Source organism: Aquimarina sp. AU119 (assembly GCF_900312735.1).
GTDB lineage: Bacteria > Bacteroidota > Bacteroidia > Flavobacteriales > Flavobacteriaceae > Aquimarina > Aquimarina algiphila.
The window spans coordinates 53,129-70,095 of the sequence record NZ_OMPF01000023.1 but is presented as its reverse complement, the minus strand read 5'-3'; the positions used below and the strand labels follow the sequence as shown (position 1 = coordinate 70,095).

The following is a 16,967-nucleotide window of genomic DNA, read 5'->3' as shown; positions in this document are numbered from 1 at the left end:
TAAATCCCTTGATACATTAAAAGTTAATATTCATTTCATTTAGCATTAGTTTAATAATTGTGGCTTATTTCTTACCTTTAGCATAAATCAATACACACACATGAGAAAGTTTTCCTCTTTACTTACGTTTCTCCTTATCATTATCTCATTAATCTACACCTTTTACAGCAGCAAACCACAACGAATAACCGATCTTGACACACCAAAACAAGAGTTCTCGACACTCCGAGCTTTAGAACATGTAAAAAACATCGCTAAAGAATGTCATTATTTGGGCAGTACAGGTCATGAAGAAACTAAAACGTATATCATAAATGAGTTAAAAAAGATGGGGTTACAGCCAGAAGTCCAAAAAGGAACCTCTGTTTCTAAAACTGGTAGAATAAGTAACCCTCAAAATATTATTGCCAAAATTAAAGGTAGTGATAATACCAAATCCTTAGTCTTAATGTCTCATTATGATAGCTCACCACACTCCTCATATGGCGCTAGTGATGCTGGTAGTGGCGTTGCCACAATTTTGGAAGGAATACGAGCATATTTGGCAACAAACAAAGTCCCAAGAAATGATATTATTATCTGTATAACTGATGGAGAAGAACTAGGGCTTAATGGCGCCGATCTCTTTATTAAAAAACACCCATTAGCTAAAAATGTAGGACTTGCCCTTAATTTTGAAGCCAGAGGAAGTGGAGGAAATTCTTATATGCTTATCGAGACAAATGGTAAGAATGGAAAAATGATCAGTGAATTTTCTAAAGCCGGAGCATCATATCCCGTAACCAATTCTCTGGCATACAGCATTTATAAAATGCTACCCAATGATACTGATCTTACAGTATTTAGAGAGCAAGGAGATATTGAAGGGTTTAATTTTGCTTTTATTGATGATCACTTTGATTACCATACTGCTAATGATACTTGGCAAAACCTTGATCAAAATACATTACAACACCAAGGAAGCTACTTAATGCCACTACTCTCCTATTTCTCTGAAGTAGATTTAACCAATCTAAAATCGGATCGTGATTATATTTATTTTAATGCACCTGTTTTTAATCTTATCAAATATCCTTTTAGTTGGATATTTGTACTCCTTGGCATTGCTATCTTTCTATTTATAGGATTAATTTTCTATGGTAAAATCACCTATCGAATTGATTTTCCTACTGTTTTTAAAGGTTTTGGTTTGTTTCTTTTGGTATTGAGTATTACGGGACTCTTATCTTTTGGTATGTGGCAATTAATTAAACTTGTTTATCCTCAATATAAAGAAATTCAGCATGGGTTTACCTACAATGGATATGTTTATATTTCTGCTTTTATCTTATTTGCGGTAGCCGTTTGTTTTAAGGTATATGCCAAATTTAAAACTCCTGTAAAAACACCGAGTTTAATGATTGCACCTTTATTTATATGGCTTGTGGTTTCTACCATGTCTGCAGTATACCTTAAAGGAGCTAGTTATTTTATAATTATAGTATTCTTTGGGCTAATTTCATTATTCGTTCTCATTCGACAAAAAAGGCCAAATCCATTTTTAATGGTAGTTTTGGCTGTGCCATCTATTTTTATTTTATCGCCATTCATCGCTACTTTTCCTGTAGCCTTAGGTCTTAAGATTATCTTTATTTCTTCAATTTTATCAGTGTTATTATTTGGTGCGTTACTCCCCGTATTTTCATTTTATAAAAGAAAAAACTTGTTAGGAAATCTTGCTTTATTATTCACATTGGTTTTTCTGATTATTGCGCATTTTAAATCCGATTTTACAGAAGAACGTCAAAAACCAAACAGTTTGGTTTATGTTTTGGATATAGATCAAAATAAGGCAGTATGGGCTTCTTATGATAATATTCTTGATTCCTGGACAGAGAATTATATTAACCCCGAAGAAAATATTGCAGAAGCTTATAATGCAAATACGTTACAAAGTAAATACGGAAGAGCTTTTACCTATGCTAATCAAGCACCACTAAAAAAAGTACCACAACCAAGGTTGGATATCAGTAAAGATACCATTATAGGTGACCAGAGACATCTGGATTTGTGTATTGCTCCTCAAAGGGATATCCAAAGAATCGATCTATATACCAAAACACTGTTTAATTTTGATGCATTACATATTGATGATGAAACTGCTCTGGATTTTAATTATTCTGACAACAATACCTATAATGCATTTACAAAAAGATGGAGTCAAAATCTACTCACTTATTTTGTCAGCAAAAATAAACCACTGGAACTTCGAATGAGATTTCATAAAGATTCATTACCCGAGTTTATTTTATACGAATCTTCATATGATCTACTTAAAAATGAACATTTCTCTATTCCTACAAGAGAAAAAGATATGATGCCTAAACCTTTTATTTTAAATGATGCTGTGGTCATTAAAAAAAGTTTTGCCATAGAAAAATATAAAGAAATAAAAGTGGATAATGTAGTTATCGATTCCGTTTCTCCTGTTCAGACTACTACTAATGAATAATTCTATTCTAAGGCAAGTAACTGATATCCAAGTGCAAGCTGATCGGTTAATAAAAGAAAAAGTCAGTCTTGAGCAAATTTCACAATTTGCTCAATATTCAGATGAAATAAAATCTTTTCTATTGAGTATAATTAAAGATGATTTTGTATTAAATTATATTAATGAAATACCTGATCTAAATCTGGAAGAAGAAATAAAACCTTCAGGAGTTATAGGTATCTTAGCTCTAATTTTTGGAGGTATAGGAGGCTCTTATTATAATGAAAAACGAAAAATAGATAATGCCAAAAATAACATTAGAGAAATTAGAAATAAGTATGCCTCTGCCGAATTTATGCTTAAAAATTACTTCAATTAGAAATGAATAAACAGATTAGCATTCTAGGTACAGGGTGGTTAGGATTACCTCTCGCAGAAACTTTAATAAAGGAAAAGTATATAATAAAAGGCTCTACTACTTCTGAAAACAAATTACTGTACTTAAAGAATAAAGAGATAGATGCATATTGTATTTCCCTCTATGAATCAGGACCAGCGGGTGATATTATTTCTTTTTTAAAAGGAAGCACAACATTAATCATCAACATTCCTCCCGGTTTAAGGAGAAACCCAGAAGTTAATTTTGTAGCAAAAATCCAAAAACTTATTCCATTTATAGAAGAGAGTGATATTCAAAATGTTCTTTTCGTGAGCTCTACGTCCGTTTTTGCGGATTTAGATGGATTTCCTTTAGTTTCTGAAGAAACTACACCAAACGCAACTTCTAACGCTGGAAAACAGCTGTTTCAGGTTGAAAAACTACTGCAAAACAATCAAAGTTTCAAAACTACCATAATACGGTTTTCAGGTTTACTGGGGCCAGATCGACATCCTGCCCATATGCTATCTCGCAAAACAAGTATTAAAAACCCAAAAGCACCAGTAAACCTTATTCATCTTAATGATTGTATTGGTATTATCAAAAAGATCATCGAAACCCATAGTTGGAATACCGTATTTAATGCATCGTACCCTGATCATCCAGAAAAAGCAATCTATTATGAAAAAGTATGTGCTCAAATGGGATTACCCAAACCAGATTATGATTTCGAAACCCCTTCAAAAGGAAAATTAATTGATTCTAAAAAACTGATTTCACAACTCTCTTATCAATTCACTAAAAATATATAACATTTGTATACTATACATTTTTAGCTTAAACTTGAAGTACAATTGATCAAATCAAGTAAAATCACAGAACTAAAATTCAAAATTATGAAAAGACAAGTAAAGAATACTGCAATTGATAATTTTACTAATTATGAAGTAAACAATTTATCAAGCATTTTTGGGGGGAACAGCACTATTGGTGGTGATCTTGATATGAACACGAGTATAGAACAAGGTGGAGTTATAAATGCTGCAATAGGAAAAGGAAACACAGCTGAGACTAGTATAGGATGAATGAAATAAGTCATTTTGACGATATGTAAAAAGCCCTCTGAAGATTCTCTTCAGAGGGCTTTTTAATATAATTAGTTCAACGAACCAATCACAACTATCTAAAAAAAGAAATTATTCTTCCGAAGGGAGTTTCTTTTCCTTTGTAATTGTAATTTCTGAAAGAGATGGCCTAGTCTCTGTTCCTCCAACTACTGACCGTAGAGATTTTTTAGAGATAATACCAATTTCTTCTTTTTTAATAGTATTAATTAATAATTGATTCATATTCTTTTTAATTTATTGTAATTACCTACTCTCTTAAAGGCTTTTCGGTTTACGCCTAATACATTGTTTTGATTGATCGATCAAAACTTACCTAATCTTGTTAAAAAATTCTTGACAATGCTCTGACAATTATAGTCTTTTAAAAAAATTGGAGTTCTGCATATTTAGAAAGTTGAAGATCTAGAACTCATTTTTGGAACTACAATAATTACGTGTATAAAAAAATCCAAACCCCTTATAAAGGTTTGGATCTTAATTTATTTAGAAAAGTTGTTTTTATTATCCTTTCAAACTTGCTGATAAGTATTCACGATTCATACGTGCAATATTTTCTAACGAAATTCCCTTTGGACATTCGATTTCGCAGGCTCCAGTATTGGTACAGTTACCAAAACCTTCTTCATCCATTTGATTTACCATTGCTAATACACGATCTGTAGCTTCTACTTGTCCTTGAGGCAACAATGCAAACTGAGAAACTTTGGCAGATGTAAACAACATTGCTGAAGCATTTTTACATGCTGCTACACAAGCACCGCAACCAATACAGGTTGCAGCTTCGAATGATTCATCGGCATCATCTTTATTTACAGGGATTGCATTTGCATCAATCGTATTACCAGAAGTATTTACAGAAATGTATCCTCCAGCATGCTGAATTCTATCAAATGCACTTCTATCAATCATTAAATCCTTTACTACCGGAAATGCTTTTGCTCTAAATGGTTCGATATAAATGGTATCTCCATCATTAAACTTACGCATATGTAATTGACAAGTAGTTACCAAACGATCAGGTCCATGCGGTTCTCCATTAATTTGTAATGAACAAGCACCACAGATACCTTCTCGACAATCATGATCAAATACTACCGGCTCTTCTCCTTTAGTAATGAGTTGTTCATTTAACACGTCTAACATTTCTAAAAAAGACATGTCTCCTTCAATTCCTTTCACTTGATAGTCTACTATCGCTCCTTTTGAGGTAGCGTCTTTTTGACGCCATATTTTTAGTGTAAGATTCATAGCTTTTTTATTTATAAGAACGTGTTTTTAATTCAATATTTTCGAAGACCAAATCTTCTTTATGCAACTTAGCATCTTTAGGCTCTCCTTTGTATTCCCATGCAGACACATATTTAAAGTTTTTGTCGTCTCGCAGAGCTTCACCTTTTTGCTCTCCATCCTGCTCTACCGACTCTTCTCTAAAGTGTCCTCCACAAGATTCATTACGATCCAAAGCATCTTTTGCAAACAACTCTCCTAATTCTAAGAAATCTGCAACTCTTCCTGCTTTTTCTAATTCTGGATTCATGCTATTTGCTTCTCCAGGAACTTTTACATTTTTCCAGAAATCTTCACGTAATGCTGCAATTTCTCCAATCGCTTCTTTTAGTCCTTTTTCATTACGAGACATTCCGCATTTGTTCCACATGATCTTACCTAATTTCTTATGGTAATAATCTACAGAATGTTCTCCAGATCCGCTCATTAATTTTTCGATACGATCTTTAACATCTTTCTCTGCCTGATCAAATTCTGGTGTATCTGTTGGGATTTTTCCGGTACGGATATCATGAGATAAATAATCTCCGATTGTATATGGTAATACAAAATATCCATCTGCCAATCCTTGCATCAATGCTGATGCTCCTAGTCTGTTTGCACCATGATCAGAAAAATTCGCTTCTCCAGCTGCATAACACCCAGGCACAGTAGTTTGTAAGTTATAATCAACCCATAATCCCCCCATTGTATAATGTACTGCGGGGTAAATCATCATTGGAGTTTTATATGGATTCTCATCAACGATTTTTTCATACATCTGGAATAAGTTACCATACTTATCTTCAATAACTTTTTCTCCTAATTCCCGAATCTGATCTGCTGTTGGATTATGCATTCCAGAAGTCAATGCTTTTTCTTTTCCGTATCGTTGGATAGCTGCTGCAAAATCAAGATACACAGCCTCTCCCGTTTTATTTACACCAAAACCAGCATCACAACGCTCTTTGGCTGCTCTAGATGCCACATCACGTGGTACCAGGTTACCAAATGCAGGATAACGACGTTCTAGGTAATAATCTCTCTCTTCTTCTGATAGTTGTGTTGGTTTTAATTTACCAGCTCGTATTGCTTCTGCATCTTCTACTCTTTTTGGCACCCAAATACGTCCATCATTACGTAATGATTCTGACATTAACGTTAGTTTAGACTGATGATCTCCCGAAACCGGAATACACGTTGGGTGAATCTGCGTATAGCAAGGATTTGCAAAGAATGCTCCTCTACGGTGTGCTCTCCAAGCTGCCATTACATTACTTCCCATTGCATTAGTACTCAAAAAGAATACATTTCCGTACCCACCAGTAGCCAAAACAACCGCATGAGCAGAATGTCTTTCTATTTCTCCGGTAACCAAATCACGTGCTATAATCCCTCTTGCTTTGCCATCGATTTTTACCAAATCCAGCATTTCGTGACGGTTAAATGCCTGTATCTTTCCTCTATTAATCTGGCGATTCATTGCAGAATACGCTCCTAAAAGTAATTGCTGACCTGTTTGTCCCTTGGCATAAAATGTTCTGGACACCAAAACTCCTCCAAAAGAACGATTATCAAGTAATCCACCATATTCACGAGCAAAAGGAACTCCTTGTGCAACACATTGATCGATGATATTTCCAGAAACTTCAGCTAATCGATATACGTTTGCCTCACGAGATCTATAATCTCCTCCTTTTACTGTATCATAAAACAAACGATAGTTAGAATCACCATCTCCCTGATAATTCTTAGCGGCATTAATTCCTCCTTGAGCAGCAATCGAGTGTGCACGACGAGGGGAATCCTGATAACAAAATGTTTTTACATTATAACCAAGTTCAGCTAGAGTTGCTGCCGCACTTCCTCCTGCTAATCCTGTACCAACAACAATAACATCAATGTTACGCTTGTTAGCAGGATTAACCAGGTTAATTGTGTTTTTATGTTTTGTCCACTTATCTGCCAGTGGACCTTCAGGTATTTTAGAATCTAAAATTGACATACTGTGGTATTTTTAATGAGTAAAATGTAACGCTATAGCTACAATAATAAATCCTAAAGGGATTACAATTGAAAAAGCTTTGGCAAACTTAGTTGCTCCTACTGAATATTTATTGTTAAATCCAACAGATTGAAACGAAGAGGCAAACCCATGCCATAAATGAAGCGCTAAAAACACAAATGAAAGTATATATACCCCAGTACGCACCGGGCTTTCGAATCTATGCAACAATTCTGTATAATATCGTGTTGGGTCCTCTGGCGCAAAATCTACATATTTATGAACCATCTCTGGAACCCAGAAGTCATAGAAATGTAATCCTAAAAATGCAAGAACTACTAATCCAGAATAAATCATATTTCTAGACATCCACGAAGCATTTGCTCCTCCATTATACTTAGCATACTTTACCGCTCTGGCATTTCTGTTTTTAATTTCTAAAATAAAACCCATTACAAAATGAAAAACTACTCCAAAAATCAATACCGGTTGCAATACAAATTGAACTAACGGATTTGTACCCATAAAATGAGATAATTCGTTAAAGGTATCTTCGCTGAAAATTGAAGTGAAATTGATAGTAAAGTGTTGTAATAAGAAAAAAACTAAGAAAAGTCCCGAAAGTGCCATGGCAACTTTTCTAGCTATTGAAGATTTTATCAATCCACCCATTATTTAAAATGTTTAATTAGTTGTTCAACAAAAATAGGGCTCAGTGCCATTTTAGCCAAGTTTTAGCTTGTGTTTATTTCACTATTTATAATGAATATAAAAAAGAAAAAACTTTGTTTACTATTCTTCACTAAAACGTTTGAAATCTATAATTAACTTTAAACAAAAAACAATACTTTTTTTTACAATAATGTTAATTTTACCCTATGAAAAATATCAATTCTAAGCTTCCTGAGGTTTCTACCACCATATTTACTGTAATGAGCACTTTAGCCAATACATATGGGGCAATAAATCTATCTCAAGGGTTTCCAAATTTTGAAACCGATAAAGGCCTTATTGACCTTGTGACTCTTGCAATGAAAAAAGGCCACAATCAATATGCTCCAATGCCAGGATTATTATCTCTTAGAGAAATAATTGCTCAAAAAACGAACACGCTATATCAAAGCAATTATAACCCCAACACAGAGGTTACTATAACCTCTGGCGCTACACAAGCTATTTTTACTATCATTTCGGCATTTATACGTCCTAATGATGAAGTAATTATTTTTAAACCAGCTTATGATTCTTATGAACCTTCTATTGAGTTATTTGGAGGAACGATCGTTCCCATACAACTATCAATGCCTGATTTTACTATAGATTGGCAAGAGGTAGCTACAAAAATCACTTCTAAAACCAAAATGGTGATTATTAATTCACCGCATAACCCCAGTGGAAGTATTTTATCTAAAGAAGACATGCTGCAATTAGAAAAACTATTAGAAGGCACTGATATTATTTTATTGAGTGATGAAGTCTATGAGCACATTATTTTTGATGGCCTAGCGCATCAAAGCGCTGCTAAATTTCCAGGATTAGCCGAGCGTTCTTTTATCACAGCTTCTTTTGGAAAAACATTTCATACCACAGGGTGGAAAATGGGTTATTGTCTAGCTCCCAGGGAATTGATGGCAGAATTTAGAAAGGTTCACCAGTTTAATGTCTTTTGTAGTAGTCATCCTATGCAATATGCTTTGGCTGAGTATTTAAAAAATGCTGACACCTACCTTTCTCTCCCAAATTTTTATCAAGAAAAAAGAGATTTGTTTTTATCTCTTGTTAAAGATTCAAGATTCTCTTTTACTCCAGCATCAGGAACCTATTTTCAGTTATTAAAATATTCAGCAATCACAGATGAAGGAGATGTGGCTTTTGCTGAAAGACTAACCAAAGAACATAATATCGCTTCAATACCAGTTTCAATCTTTAATTTAAACCAACAAGATGATAAGGTTTTGCGATTTTGCTTTGCAAAAACTGAAGATACTTTAAAACGTGCTGCGGAGGTTTTGTGTAAAATTTGAATCTAAAAATCAAACCGTAACTGTATAATCTCTACTTCTTCTTTTTCCTTTTCTTTTCTTTTTTCTTTACCTGTATTGAGATTAGACAGTGAAATCCCGAGTAAACGTACAGAATCTCTCATTTTCTCCTGATATAATAGCTCTCTTGCTGTTTCTAACAAAATATCAGCATCACTAACAAAATAAGGTAAAGTTTTACTTCGTGTTTGAAGGCTAAAATCACTATACCTGATCTTTAATGTAACCGTTCTGCCAGAAACTTTGTTATTCTTTAAACGTTTTTGTAATTCTTCGGCAATGTTTTCTAACCGCTCAAGCATATAGATTTCTGAAGCAATATTTTCGCTAAACGTACGCTCCGCTGCAAGAGACTTACGTTCTCGATTAGGTTTTACTTCGCTCAAATGAATTCCTCGTACAATTCTGTAATAATGCCCTCCCGATTTACCAAAGTGCTGGGTAAGAAATTCTTCAGATTTAGATTTTAAATCTTTGCCTGTATAGATTCCCATTTGATACATTTTGGCTTGAGTTACTTTACCCACACCGTAGAACTTTTTAACATCTAACACTTCCAAAAACTCAATTACATCTTCGGGGTTTACTGTTTTTTGTCCATTGGGTTTATTATAATCACTAGCAACTTTTGCAATAAATTTATTTATGGATATCCCAGCAGAGGCTGTTAAGCCCACCTCATCAAAAATCTGCTTCCGTATTTGTTGGGCAATTAATGTCGCACTCGGATTTCCTTTTTTATTCTCTGTAACATCCAGATAAGCCTCATCCAGTGATAACGGTTCTACTAAATCTGTATACTCAAAGAATATTTTACGAACCTGAGACGAAATCTCCTTATATCTATCAAATCGTGGCCGAACAAAAATGAGATCAGGGCACAATTTTCTTGCTTTAAATCCTGGCATGGCAGACCGCACACCAAATACGCGAGCTTCGTAACTGGCTGCACTTATTACTCCGCGCTTGCCTGCTCCTCCTACTGCCAAAGGTTTTCCTCTAAGTTTGGGGTCATCCATTTGCTCAACAGAAGCATAAAATGCATCCATATCTACATGAATAATTTTTCTATGTGCCCTTACTTCTTCCACAATACAAAAATAATAGATATTGGTGATTCAAATTATAATATCTTTATCGTATGTTTAATTTGTCTATGATGCATTAATTTCTCGTTTTTAAAGAACCTAAAATCTAACCCTTTTTATGAAAACAGCTATCATACTGGGCGCAACCGGACTTACGGGAGGAGTTTTATTACAAAAACTTCTTCATGACAATAGGTATGACAAGATCAAGCTTTTTTCAAGAAAGAGTGTTAATATATCCCATCCAAAAATAGAAGAATATTTGATTGATATGTTTAAATTAAACGATCATTCCAAAAATTTTACTGCAGATGAAGTCTTTTGTTGCATTGGGACTACAAATGCCAAAACCCCAAATAAGGAGTTATATCATAAAATTGATTTCGGAATTCCAGTAGATACAGCTCAACTTTGTTTGAAAAATAACATTAGTACTTTACTGATAATCTCGGCATTAGGTGCCAATCCAAAAAGTCGAGTCTTTTATAATCGTACCAAAGGTGAAATGGAAGAAAGAGTTCTTGCTTTAGAAATTCCAAAAACCCACATTTTGCAACCTTCGCTTATTGGAGGAAAAAGAAATGAAAAAAGACCAGGAGAGTATTTTTTTAAGCAAATCATGAAGGTTTTTAATCCACTACTCATAGGTGCAATGAAAAAATATCGTACTATTGATCCTGAAACGATCGTTTCATCTATGATTTGGTTGGCAAATCATAAGTTTGATCAAAAAAGAATTGTCTCTGATGAAATATATACAATCGCCAAAACTAAATAACTCATGATCGAAATAGAACGTAAGTTTCTGGTCACATCCGAGAATTTTAAAAATGAAGCTCAAAAAAGTACTCGAATCGTCCAAGGATTCCTTAATACACATCCAGAACGTACTGTTAGAGTTAGAATAAAAGCAGAACAGGCTTTTATCACCGTCAAAGGAATTGGTAATGCATCTGGCACTTCTCGGTTTGAATGGGAAAAAGAGATTTCTGTCAAAGAAGCAGAACAACTTTTACCCTTATGTGAAAAAGGAATAATTGAAAAAATTCGATACGAAATACCTTCTGGACATCACACTATAGAAGTAGATGTCTTTTCTGCAGAAAACAATGGTTTAATTCTTGCAGAAATCGAACTAAGTGATGAAAATGAATCTTTTCTTAAACCTAATTGGATTGGAAATGAGGTCACGGGTGATTCTCGATATTATAATTCTCAATTAAGTAAAAAACCATATACATTATGGTAAAAAAGTAAGCGTTTTAAGTCTTTCACATTGATTAACAAGGTATTAAAAAACCTTAACAAAAGTGTAACATAAATTGCTCGTAAGGCATAGTTTTTTAGTACGTCTAAGCGGACTTATTATTAACCAAAAATTACAATTATGTTACACAAATCAAAAAAATCCCTTCTGGGGATAGTACTATTTCTCTGCCCTTTTTTAACCATTCTTGCCCAAATTCCTGTTAATGGATTTTATCCCGAAAAAAACACATTTACCATTGCTCCTAGTTATGGATACAAGAGCTATGATCAATTTTATCGAGGTTCTACATTATCTGAAGGAAACCCAGCAGGTTTAGGAGAGATTTCTTCATCTATTTTCTCTTTTTATGGGCAATATGCCATATTAGACTGGTTATCGACTACGGTTACCTTACCATATATTAGTGTTGAAAGTGAGGATGGAGAACTTGATCCAATTCAAAACGTTGATCAGGTTGATGGTGTACAGGATTTAGGTATTTTTCTAAAAGCAAGAATTCTGGAAAAAAAATTCGACAATTCTTCAAAAATAAGCTTGGGAGGTGCTTCGGGAATGACATTTCCCGTTGGCAATTATGAAGGAGCGGGAGTACTTTCTCTTGGTAATGAAGCAACTACTGTTAATGGATCTGCTATTTTTCAATATTCTACTCCGATTAAAATTTTTAGCGAAATCCAATTAGGATATAGTCTTAGAAATAGTGACAACTTCGATATCCCCAATGCTATGTTATATAGTGCAAAAATTGGATATCATAATCAGTTTCTGTATCTGCACGCTAGATTAGATATACAGGATTCTATGTCTGGATTAGATATAGGAACTCCAGAATTTGGTGCTGCAGGAGGTGCAGCTGTTCTTCCAGAAACAGAAGTGGATTTCACAAACCTCTCTTTTGATTTTTATGTCCCCGTATATAAAAATAGTATTGGTGTGTCTGCAGGTTATGGGACTACACTTGATGGAAGAAACTATAATAAAGAATCTGCAATCTCTTTTGGTTTAGTCTATACTGCAAGATAAATATCATATCTACACACATCATCTAATCATCGTCATAATCCATATGATGGTGATTAGATATTCATAGCACTACCATTCTTTGATGTTTATACTTTAAAAGTAAAAAAACTCGTATAGATAAAAAGGCTCACCTAGAGAAGAAAGCTACAGCTACCGTTAAACCTTAATGGTAAAACCGCACTTTATCGGTTAAATTTGTTTTTTGTGGATTTTTTTTATACTTTAAATTTTTACTTTCACATAATATTAACGCTTACAGTGTGCTAATTACGGGTTGATTTTCAGTCAGGCTAACCAATAACATAAATATTATGAACAACTTTACAAGCTTCAACAAGATGATTTTGATAGTATTTTTATTATCTGTTTCATCCATTACAGCCCAGACCATTATAAATGGTTTTTTTCCAAAAAAGAAGGATTTAACAATAGCCTCATCTTACTCCTATAAAAGTTATGACAACTTTTTTAGAGGAGAAACTGCTACCAAAAATAATCCTGCAAATATGGGTACAATATCATCCACGATCTATAGCGTTTATGGAGAATATGGAATTTTAGATTGGTTATCTACATCTGCGACCGTACCATATATATCTATTGAAAATGAAACAGGTGCCCTAGACCCGGTTCAGGGAACCAGTCAAGTTGAAGGTTTCCAGGATTTGAATGTCTTTCTTAAGGCTAAAGTTATCGATAAAAAATTCAACAATAATGCAAAAATTGCGCTGGGAGGTGCAACTGGTATCACTGTTCCTGTGGGAGGATATGAAGAAGCTGGGATTTTATCATTAGGTAGTGGTGCTACCGTTTTTGATGGTTGCGGATTTGTACAATTTACAACTCCGTCAAATCTATTTGTAGAGTTACAAGCAGTCTATAGCTTAAAAAACAATTCAGATTTTGAAGTTCCTAATGCTTTAATGTACAGTGCTAAACTTGGATATTACAATAAATGGTTTTATGCTCATGCCAAAATAGGTGTTCAAAATTCCTTAAGTGGATTTGACATAGGTTCTCAAGAATTTATAGCTGCCGGTGGTGCCAGAGCTTTACCCGAAACAGAAGTCGACTATACCAATCTTAATTTGGATCTATATGTTCCTGTATATAAAAATAACTTTGGGATTTCGACAGGATATGCTGTTAATATGGAAGGTAGAAATTATGATAGAGCATCTTCTTTTTCTGTAGGACTTGTTTATAAAGCTAATTAGAACATATAATATTACATTATAAAAACACGCTATCAAATCAGTATATTTGATAGCGTTTAATTTTATAAAAGATGTTTGTTATGAGTACAATACGAACTTCACTTATACCAAAACTATTTGGTTTTCTTATGCTAATAGTATCTATATCTTGCCAACAACAACCCAAAGAACAACACGTTCAAAAAACAGATACTATTCTAGATGATGTAGAATCAATAAAACATTCTGCAAGGGCTATTAAAGAACAGTTACTAAAAGATGGGTTTGAAATTTTTGATTATGTAGATGAGGAAAGTGGTGACACTGTGATTATGCAACAATATTTTATAGCCTTCCTAAAAAGAGGGCCTAATCGTTCTCAAAGTAAAGAAGAAGCAGATAGTCTACAAAAATTACATCTTGGACATTTAGGCAAAATGTATAAAGAAGGGTTTGCTGATATTTCTGGACCTTTTGGAGATGATGGTGATATTCGAGGTATTACTATTTATAATACTCCTACACAACAAATGGCAGATAGTCTTGCCAATATGGATCCAATGGTCAAATCAGGGCGTTTAATTATTGAAATACATCCCTGGTGGGCGGCAAAAGGTTTTCCTTTGAGGTAATGAAAAATTAAAAAAGAGTGAGATTCCTAATTAAATCTAAGAATCTTCACTCTCTATTATAGTATTTTATGTATTATCCAGCGAAAAAATAACTTTATTGCTTCACAAAACGTTTAGTATATTGTTTATTTCCATCAGTAAATTTCAAAAAATAAACTCCTTGTTTTAAACCTCCGACATCAATCGCAGATTTATTTTGATCGGTTATCGTAATGATTGTTTTTCCTACAACATCTATCACCGAATATGAAATTTCTTTTGATTGTGTTTCAAAAGAAACATTAAGTATATTTCTGGTCACTGGGTTTGGATAAATCGATACACTATTCGTTTGTTTAGCAGTAGATCCTCCAATAACCACAGTATAATCTTCTACTTCTCCATAATTAAATGATCCACATGAAGAAGGAACGGTATTATATCGCATAATAACTCTCATTCTTGTAGCTCCATTAGTAGCCGATGATGGTACTGTAAAACTTCCGCTGACTGAAGCATCCTGGGTTGATGACTGTGACCAAACTTGCTCTCCTGCATCTGCAAAATCACCATCCTGATTATAGTCTATCCATACGCGATAGGCTTCATTATATGTTGTTCCGGGCCACGTTGGGGTCACAGTAATCGTATTTGAACTTCCTTTAGATAAATTTGTGGATTCTGATGTAAAATCATTGTATCCCCCATTTCCGGCAGCAGAAGTTTTATCAATAGATCCTAGTTGAACTCTACTGATATATTCTTCTGTTGCATTATTTCCATTTGCAGAACAATACGTAACACCTCCACTTGTAGTTGTTACATTAACTGTATTACTAAAGCCAGAAATATTTCCTGCAGCATCTTTCGCTTTTATTTTAAACTGATATGCTGTACCCGATGTTAATCCTGCAATATTTGCTGACGTTCCTGTTACTGAAGTCGTAATCGAGTTACCTTGATATACATCATACCCAGTTACACCTATATTATCTGTAGAAGCATTCCATGATAATGATAATGTTGTGGCTGTTACATTAGATGCTGTCAATCCTGAAGGCGCAGATGGTGCTTGTGTATCTCCCCCACTACCAGGATTAAAACCGTTAACTATCTTTGTAGTACAGCCAGGAGCTAACCATTGACAGATGTTTGGATATGTAACTGATAAACGGCCATACCAATCTCCTCTGTCATTACCACAAGCAGCATATCCACCATGTAACTGACCAACAATCCTTTTGTTTTGATCAAAAAGAGCAGAACCAGATGATCCTCCTTCGGTAGTCCCGTCATTCCAATCTGTAACCTGCCAATGTGAGGTTCCTTGCCCTCCTAAATATCCAGAAATAGATGACGGGTCACTATCAAATGATATTTTCTTTACATCTCCGGCAGGGTGATGAATACCTGTGGTTTGAGTAGGAATACTTCCTGTAGCATCCCATCCTGAGTAATATACATTATAACTGGATGGTGGTGTAGAAGAAAGTCTTAATAATGCATAATCAGAACCAGAACCGCTATCCATCATCTGAGAACCAGATATAGATTGACTCGTTGAACCGTCAGAGCTACTACAACCAGGAGATTCATAATTAAATACAAAAACCCAGTTGGTCACATCACGACCAGCGGTACAATGATTCGCTGTTAAAAAATATGGCGTTTCATTATTTGCAGTATTATTGATTAAAGATCCTGAGCACCATCGGGTTCCGTTTCCTAATATTACTAATGCAACAGATCTAATTTGATCTCTCCATGGATCTCCTTCAGAGCAAACTACATTATTGTTACAAGACCCAGAACTACCAAAAGCCTTTGCCATTCCCATAATACCCCTATAGTCATGAGCGACTGTAGAAATATTTAAATCAGGAAGTCCCTTAATACGTGCCGGCTGAAAATATTCAACGATAAGTTTATCCCCTTTTACAGGAGCTAAACCTAATCTTTTTGAATTTTTATTATTTGCAGATGTAAAGGCTCCCCGAACATCTGATTTATCCTCATTATAGATAAATAACTTAGCTCCTTCAGGAATTTGAAAACTTGAAAATGTAAGGTTAAGTGACAAGGCCCCCTTTGATTCAATCTCAATTAACCAGTATCGATCACCTTTAGAATTAGTATACCATTTCCCAGAATTATTTGGATTTAGGTTTGTTTCATGAGGATAGGCAAAGCGCATTGGTACATCTTTACTCGACTCAAGTTCATCTTCTTTTAAAAGCTTTGCTATATCCAGCCCAGGTAATGTTACACTAGGAATTTGTCTAGATTTCGCAATATTTTCATTTGAGAACGCTGGTTCTCCTCCTTGACCTATTTGCGAATAGGCACTAATGCTTGAACATATAGCTATGCCAAGCAATACAATTGTTTTTCTCATTGGTTTTAAGAGTTAGGTTTGTGTAATAAATTAAAAATTAGCTGGTTAATTCATAAAATACACTACTTAAGGTAAGAAGATAATTGTTAAATATT

General features: G+C 34.3%; 16 protein-coding genes. 10 read left to right on the top strand and 6 right to left on the bottom strand.

Annotated elements, in window-relative coordinates; translation table 11 throughout:
• The first annotated feature begins 100 nt into the window (after window positions 1–100).
• The 4 genes from DK442_RS21260 (at window position 101) to DK442_RS21245 (ending at window position 3,934) form a co-directional block, all read left to right on the top strand.
• Entirely contained in the window at window positions 101–2,491 is a 2,391-nt protein-coding gene (locus tag DK442_RS21260) for a M28 family peptidase (protein WP_109437932.1), read from the top strand.
• Entirely contained in the window at window positions 2,484–2,849 is a 366-nt protein-coding gene (locus DK442_RS21255; protein WP_109437931.1) for a hypothetical protein, read from the top strand. Before DK442_RS21260 ends, DK442_RS21255 begins: the two co-directional genes overlap by 8 nt.
• 2 nt (window positions 2,850–2,851) lie before the next feature.
• Complete coding sequence (locus DK442_RS21250) at window positions 2,852–3,661, top strand: hypothetical protein (RefSeq protein WP_109437930.1); 810 nt, start codon at window positions 2,852–2,854, stop codon at window positions 3,659–3,661.
• Between the two features lie 84 nt (window positions 3,662–3,745).
• Window positions 3,746–3,934 carry a hypothetical protein gene (locus DK442_RS21245; RefSeq protein WP_143917353.1) on the top strand — a complete coding sequence of 63 codons (189 nt, stop codon included), beginning with the start codon at window positions 3,746–3,748 and terminating at the stop codon, window positions 3,932–3,934.
• Window positions 3,935–4,045: 111 nt separating this feature from the next.
• On the opposite strand, the gene DK442_RS28330 is transcribed toward DK442_RS21245, so the two are convergent.
• From DK442_RS28330 to DK442_RS21230, 4 genes are all read right to left on the bottom strand, one after another.
• On the bottom strand, window positions 4,046–4,198 hold the full coding sequence (locus tag DK442_RS28330; RefSeq protein ID WP_160114282.1) for a hypothetical protein: 153 nt from the start codon (window positions 4,196–4,198) through the stop codon (window positions 4,046–4,048).
• A gap of 279 nt (window positions 4,199–4,477) precedes the next feature.
• Window positions 4,478–5,224: a succinate dehydrogenase/fumarate reductase iron-sulfur subunit gene (locus tag DK442_RS21240; protein WP_109437928.1), complete on the bottom strand. Its 747-nt coding sequence runs from the start codon at window positions 5,222–5,224 to the stop codon at window positions 4,478–4,480.
• Between the two features lie 7 nt (window positions 5,225–5,231).
• Window positions 5,232–7,247: a fumarate reductase/succinate dehydrogenase flavoprotein subunit gene (locus DK442_RS21235; protein ID WP_109437927.1), complete on the bottom strand. Its 2,016-nt coding sequence runs from the start codon at window positions 7,245–7,247 to the stop codon at window positions 5,232–5,234.
• Between the two features lie 12 nt (window positions 7,248–7,259).
• Window positions 7,260–7,919 (bottom strand): succinate dehydrogenase cytochrome b subunit, encoded by a 660-nt coding sequence (locus tag DK442_RS21230; RefSeq protein ID WP_109437926.1) that lies wholly within the window; start codon window positions 7,917–7,919, stop codon window positions 7,260–7,262.
• A gap of 206 nt (window positions 7,920–8,125) precedes the next feature.
• Between DK442_RS21230 and DK442_RS21225 the strand changes: the two genes are divergently transcribed.
• Complete coding sequence (locus DK442_RS21225) at window positions 8,126–9,271, top strand: methionine aminotransferase (RefSeq protein WP_109437925.1); 1,146 nt, start codon at window positions 8,126–8,128, stop codon at window positions 9,269–9,271.
• A 2-nt stretch (window positions 9,272–9,273) separates the two neighbouring features.
• Here the strand turns inward: DK442_RS21225 and dinB are convergent, their stop codons facing one another.
• Window positions 9,274–10,380, bottom strand: coding sequence for a DNA polymerase IV (dinB, locus tag DK442_RS21220; RefSeq protein ID WP_255412248.1), 1,107 nt, complete (start codon window positions 10,378–10,380; stop codon window positions 9,274–9,276).
• Window positions 10,381–10,495: 115 nt separating this feature from the next.
• On the opposite strand from dinB, the gene DK442_RS21215 reads away from it, so the two are divergent.
• The 5 genes from DK442_RS21215 (at window position 10,496) to DK442_RS21195 (ending at window position 14,498) form a co-directional block, all read left to right on the top strand.
• Window positions 10,496–11,155: a nucleoside-diphosphate sugar epimerase gene (locus tag DK442_RS21215; RefSeq protein ID WP_109437924.1), complete on the top strand. Its 660-nt coding sequence runs from the start codon at window positions 10,496–10,498 to the stop codon at window positions 11,153–11,155.
• Window positions 11,156–11,158: 3 nt separating this feature from the next.
• Entirely contained in the window at window positions 11,159–11,626 is a 468-nt protein-coding gene (locus tag DK442_RS21210; protein ID WP_109437923.1) for a CYTH domain-containing protein, read from the top strand.
• A 138-nt stretch (window positions 11,627–11,764) separates the two neighbouring features.
• Window positions 11,765–12,670, top strand: coding sequence for a hypothetical protein (locus tag DK442_RS21205; RefSeq protein WP_109437922.1), 906 nt, complete (start codon window positions 11,765–11,767; stop codon window positions 12,668–12,670).
• Between the two features lie 338 nt (window positions 12,671–13,008).
• Window positions 13,009–13,887, top strand: coding sequence for a hypothetical protein (locus DK442_RS21200; RefSeq protein WP_109437921.1), 879 nt, complete (start codon window positions 13,009–13,011; stop codon window positions 13,885–13,887).
• Between the two features lie 80 nt (window positions 13,888–13,967).
• The gene (locus tag DK442_RS21195) at window positions 13,968–14,498 is read left to right on the top strand and encodes a YciI family protein (RefSeq protein ID WP_370444674.1); all 531 of its coding nucleotides are present in this window, start codon (window positions 13,968–13,970) and stop codon (window positions 14,496–14,498) included.
• Between the two features lie 94 nt (window positions 14,499–14,592).
• Here DK442_RS21195 and DK442_RS21190 read toward each other — a convergent pair whose 3' ends face one another.
• Window positions 14,593–16,872 carry a GEVED domain-containing protein gene (locus DK442_RS21190; protein ID WP_109437919.1) on the bottom strand — a complete coding sequence of 760 codons (2,280 nt, stop codon included), beginning with the start codon at window positions 16,870–16,872 and terminating at the stop codon, window positions 14,593–14,595.
• Window positions 16,873–16,967: the final 95 nt, after the last annotated feature.

Excerpts from the sequence above, each read along its gene's own strand:
- DK442_RS28330 (WP_160114282.1), bottom strand. The coding sequence starts at position 4,198 with ATGAATCAATTATTAATTAATACTATTAAAAAAGAAGAAATTGGTATT.
- DK442_RS21210 (WP_109437923.1), top strand. The coding sequence starts at position 11,159 with ATGATCGAAATAGAACGTAAGTTTCTGGTCACATCCGAGAATTTTAAA.
- DK442_RS21235 (WP_109437927.1), bottom strand. The coding sequence starts at position 7,247 with ATGTCAATTTTAGATTCTAAAATACCTGAAGGTCCACTGGCAGATAAG.
- DK442_RS21255 (WP_109437931.1), top strand. The coding sequence starts at position 2,484 with ATGAATAATTCTATTCTAAGGCAAGTAACTGATATCCAAGTGCAAGCT.
- DK442_RS21260 (WP_109437932.1), top strand. The coding sequence starts at position 101 with ATGAGAAAGTTTTCCTCTTTACTTACGTTTCTCCTTATCATTATCTCA.
- DK442_RS21240 (WP_109437928.1), bottom strand. The coding sequence starts at position 5,224 with ATGAATCTTACACTAAAAATATGGCGTCAAAAAGACGCTACCTCAAAA.
- DK442_RS21190 (WP_109437919.1), bottom strand. The coding sequence starts at position 16,872 with ATGAGAAAAACAATTGTATTGCTTGGCATAGCTATATGTTCAAGCATT.
- DK442_RS21230 (WP_109437926.1), bottom strand. The coding sequence starts at position 7,919 with ATGGGTGGATTGATAAAATCTTCAATAGCTAGAAAAGTTGCCATGGCA.
- DK442_RS21200 (WP_109437921.1), top strand. The coding sequence starts at position 13,009 with ATGATTTTGATAGTATTTTTATTATCTGTTTCATCCATTACAGCCCAG.
- DK442_RS21205 (WP_109437922.1), top strand. The coding sequence starts at position 11,765 with ATGTTACACAAATCAAAAAAATCCCTTCTGGGGATAGTACTATTTCTC.
- DK442_RS21250 (WP_109437930.1), top strand. The coding sequence starts at position 2,852 with ATGAATAAACAGATTAGCATTCTAGGTACAGGGTGGTTAGGATTACCT.
- DK442_RS21225 (WP_109437925.1), top strand. The coding sequence starts at position 8,126 with ATGAAAAATATCAATTCTAAGCTTCCTGAGGTTTCTACCACCATATTT.
- DK442_RS21195 (WP_370444674.1), top strand. The coding sequence starts at position 13,968 with ATGAGTACAATACGAACTTCACTTATACCAAAACTATTTGGTTTTCTT.
- DK442_RS21245 (WP_143917353.1), top strand. The coding sequence starts at position 3,746 with ATGAAAAGACAAGTAAAGAATACTGCAATTGATAATTTTACTAATTAT.
- DK442_RS21215 (WP_109437924.1), top strand. The coding sequence starts at position 10,496 with ATGAAAACAGCTATCATACTGGGCGCAACCGGACTTACGGGAGGAGTT.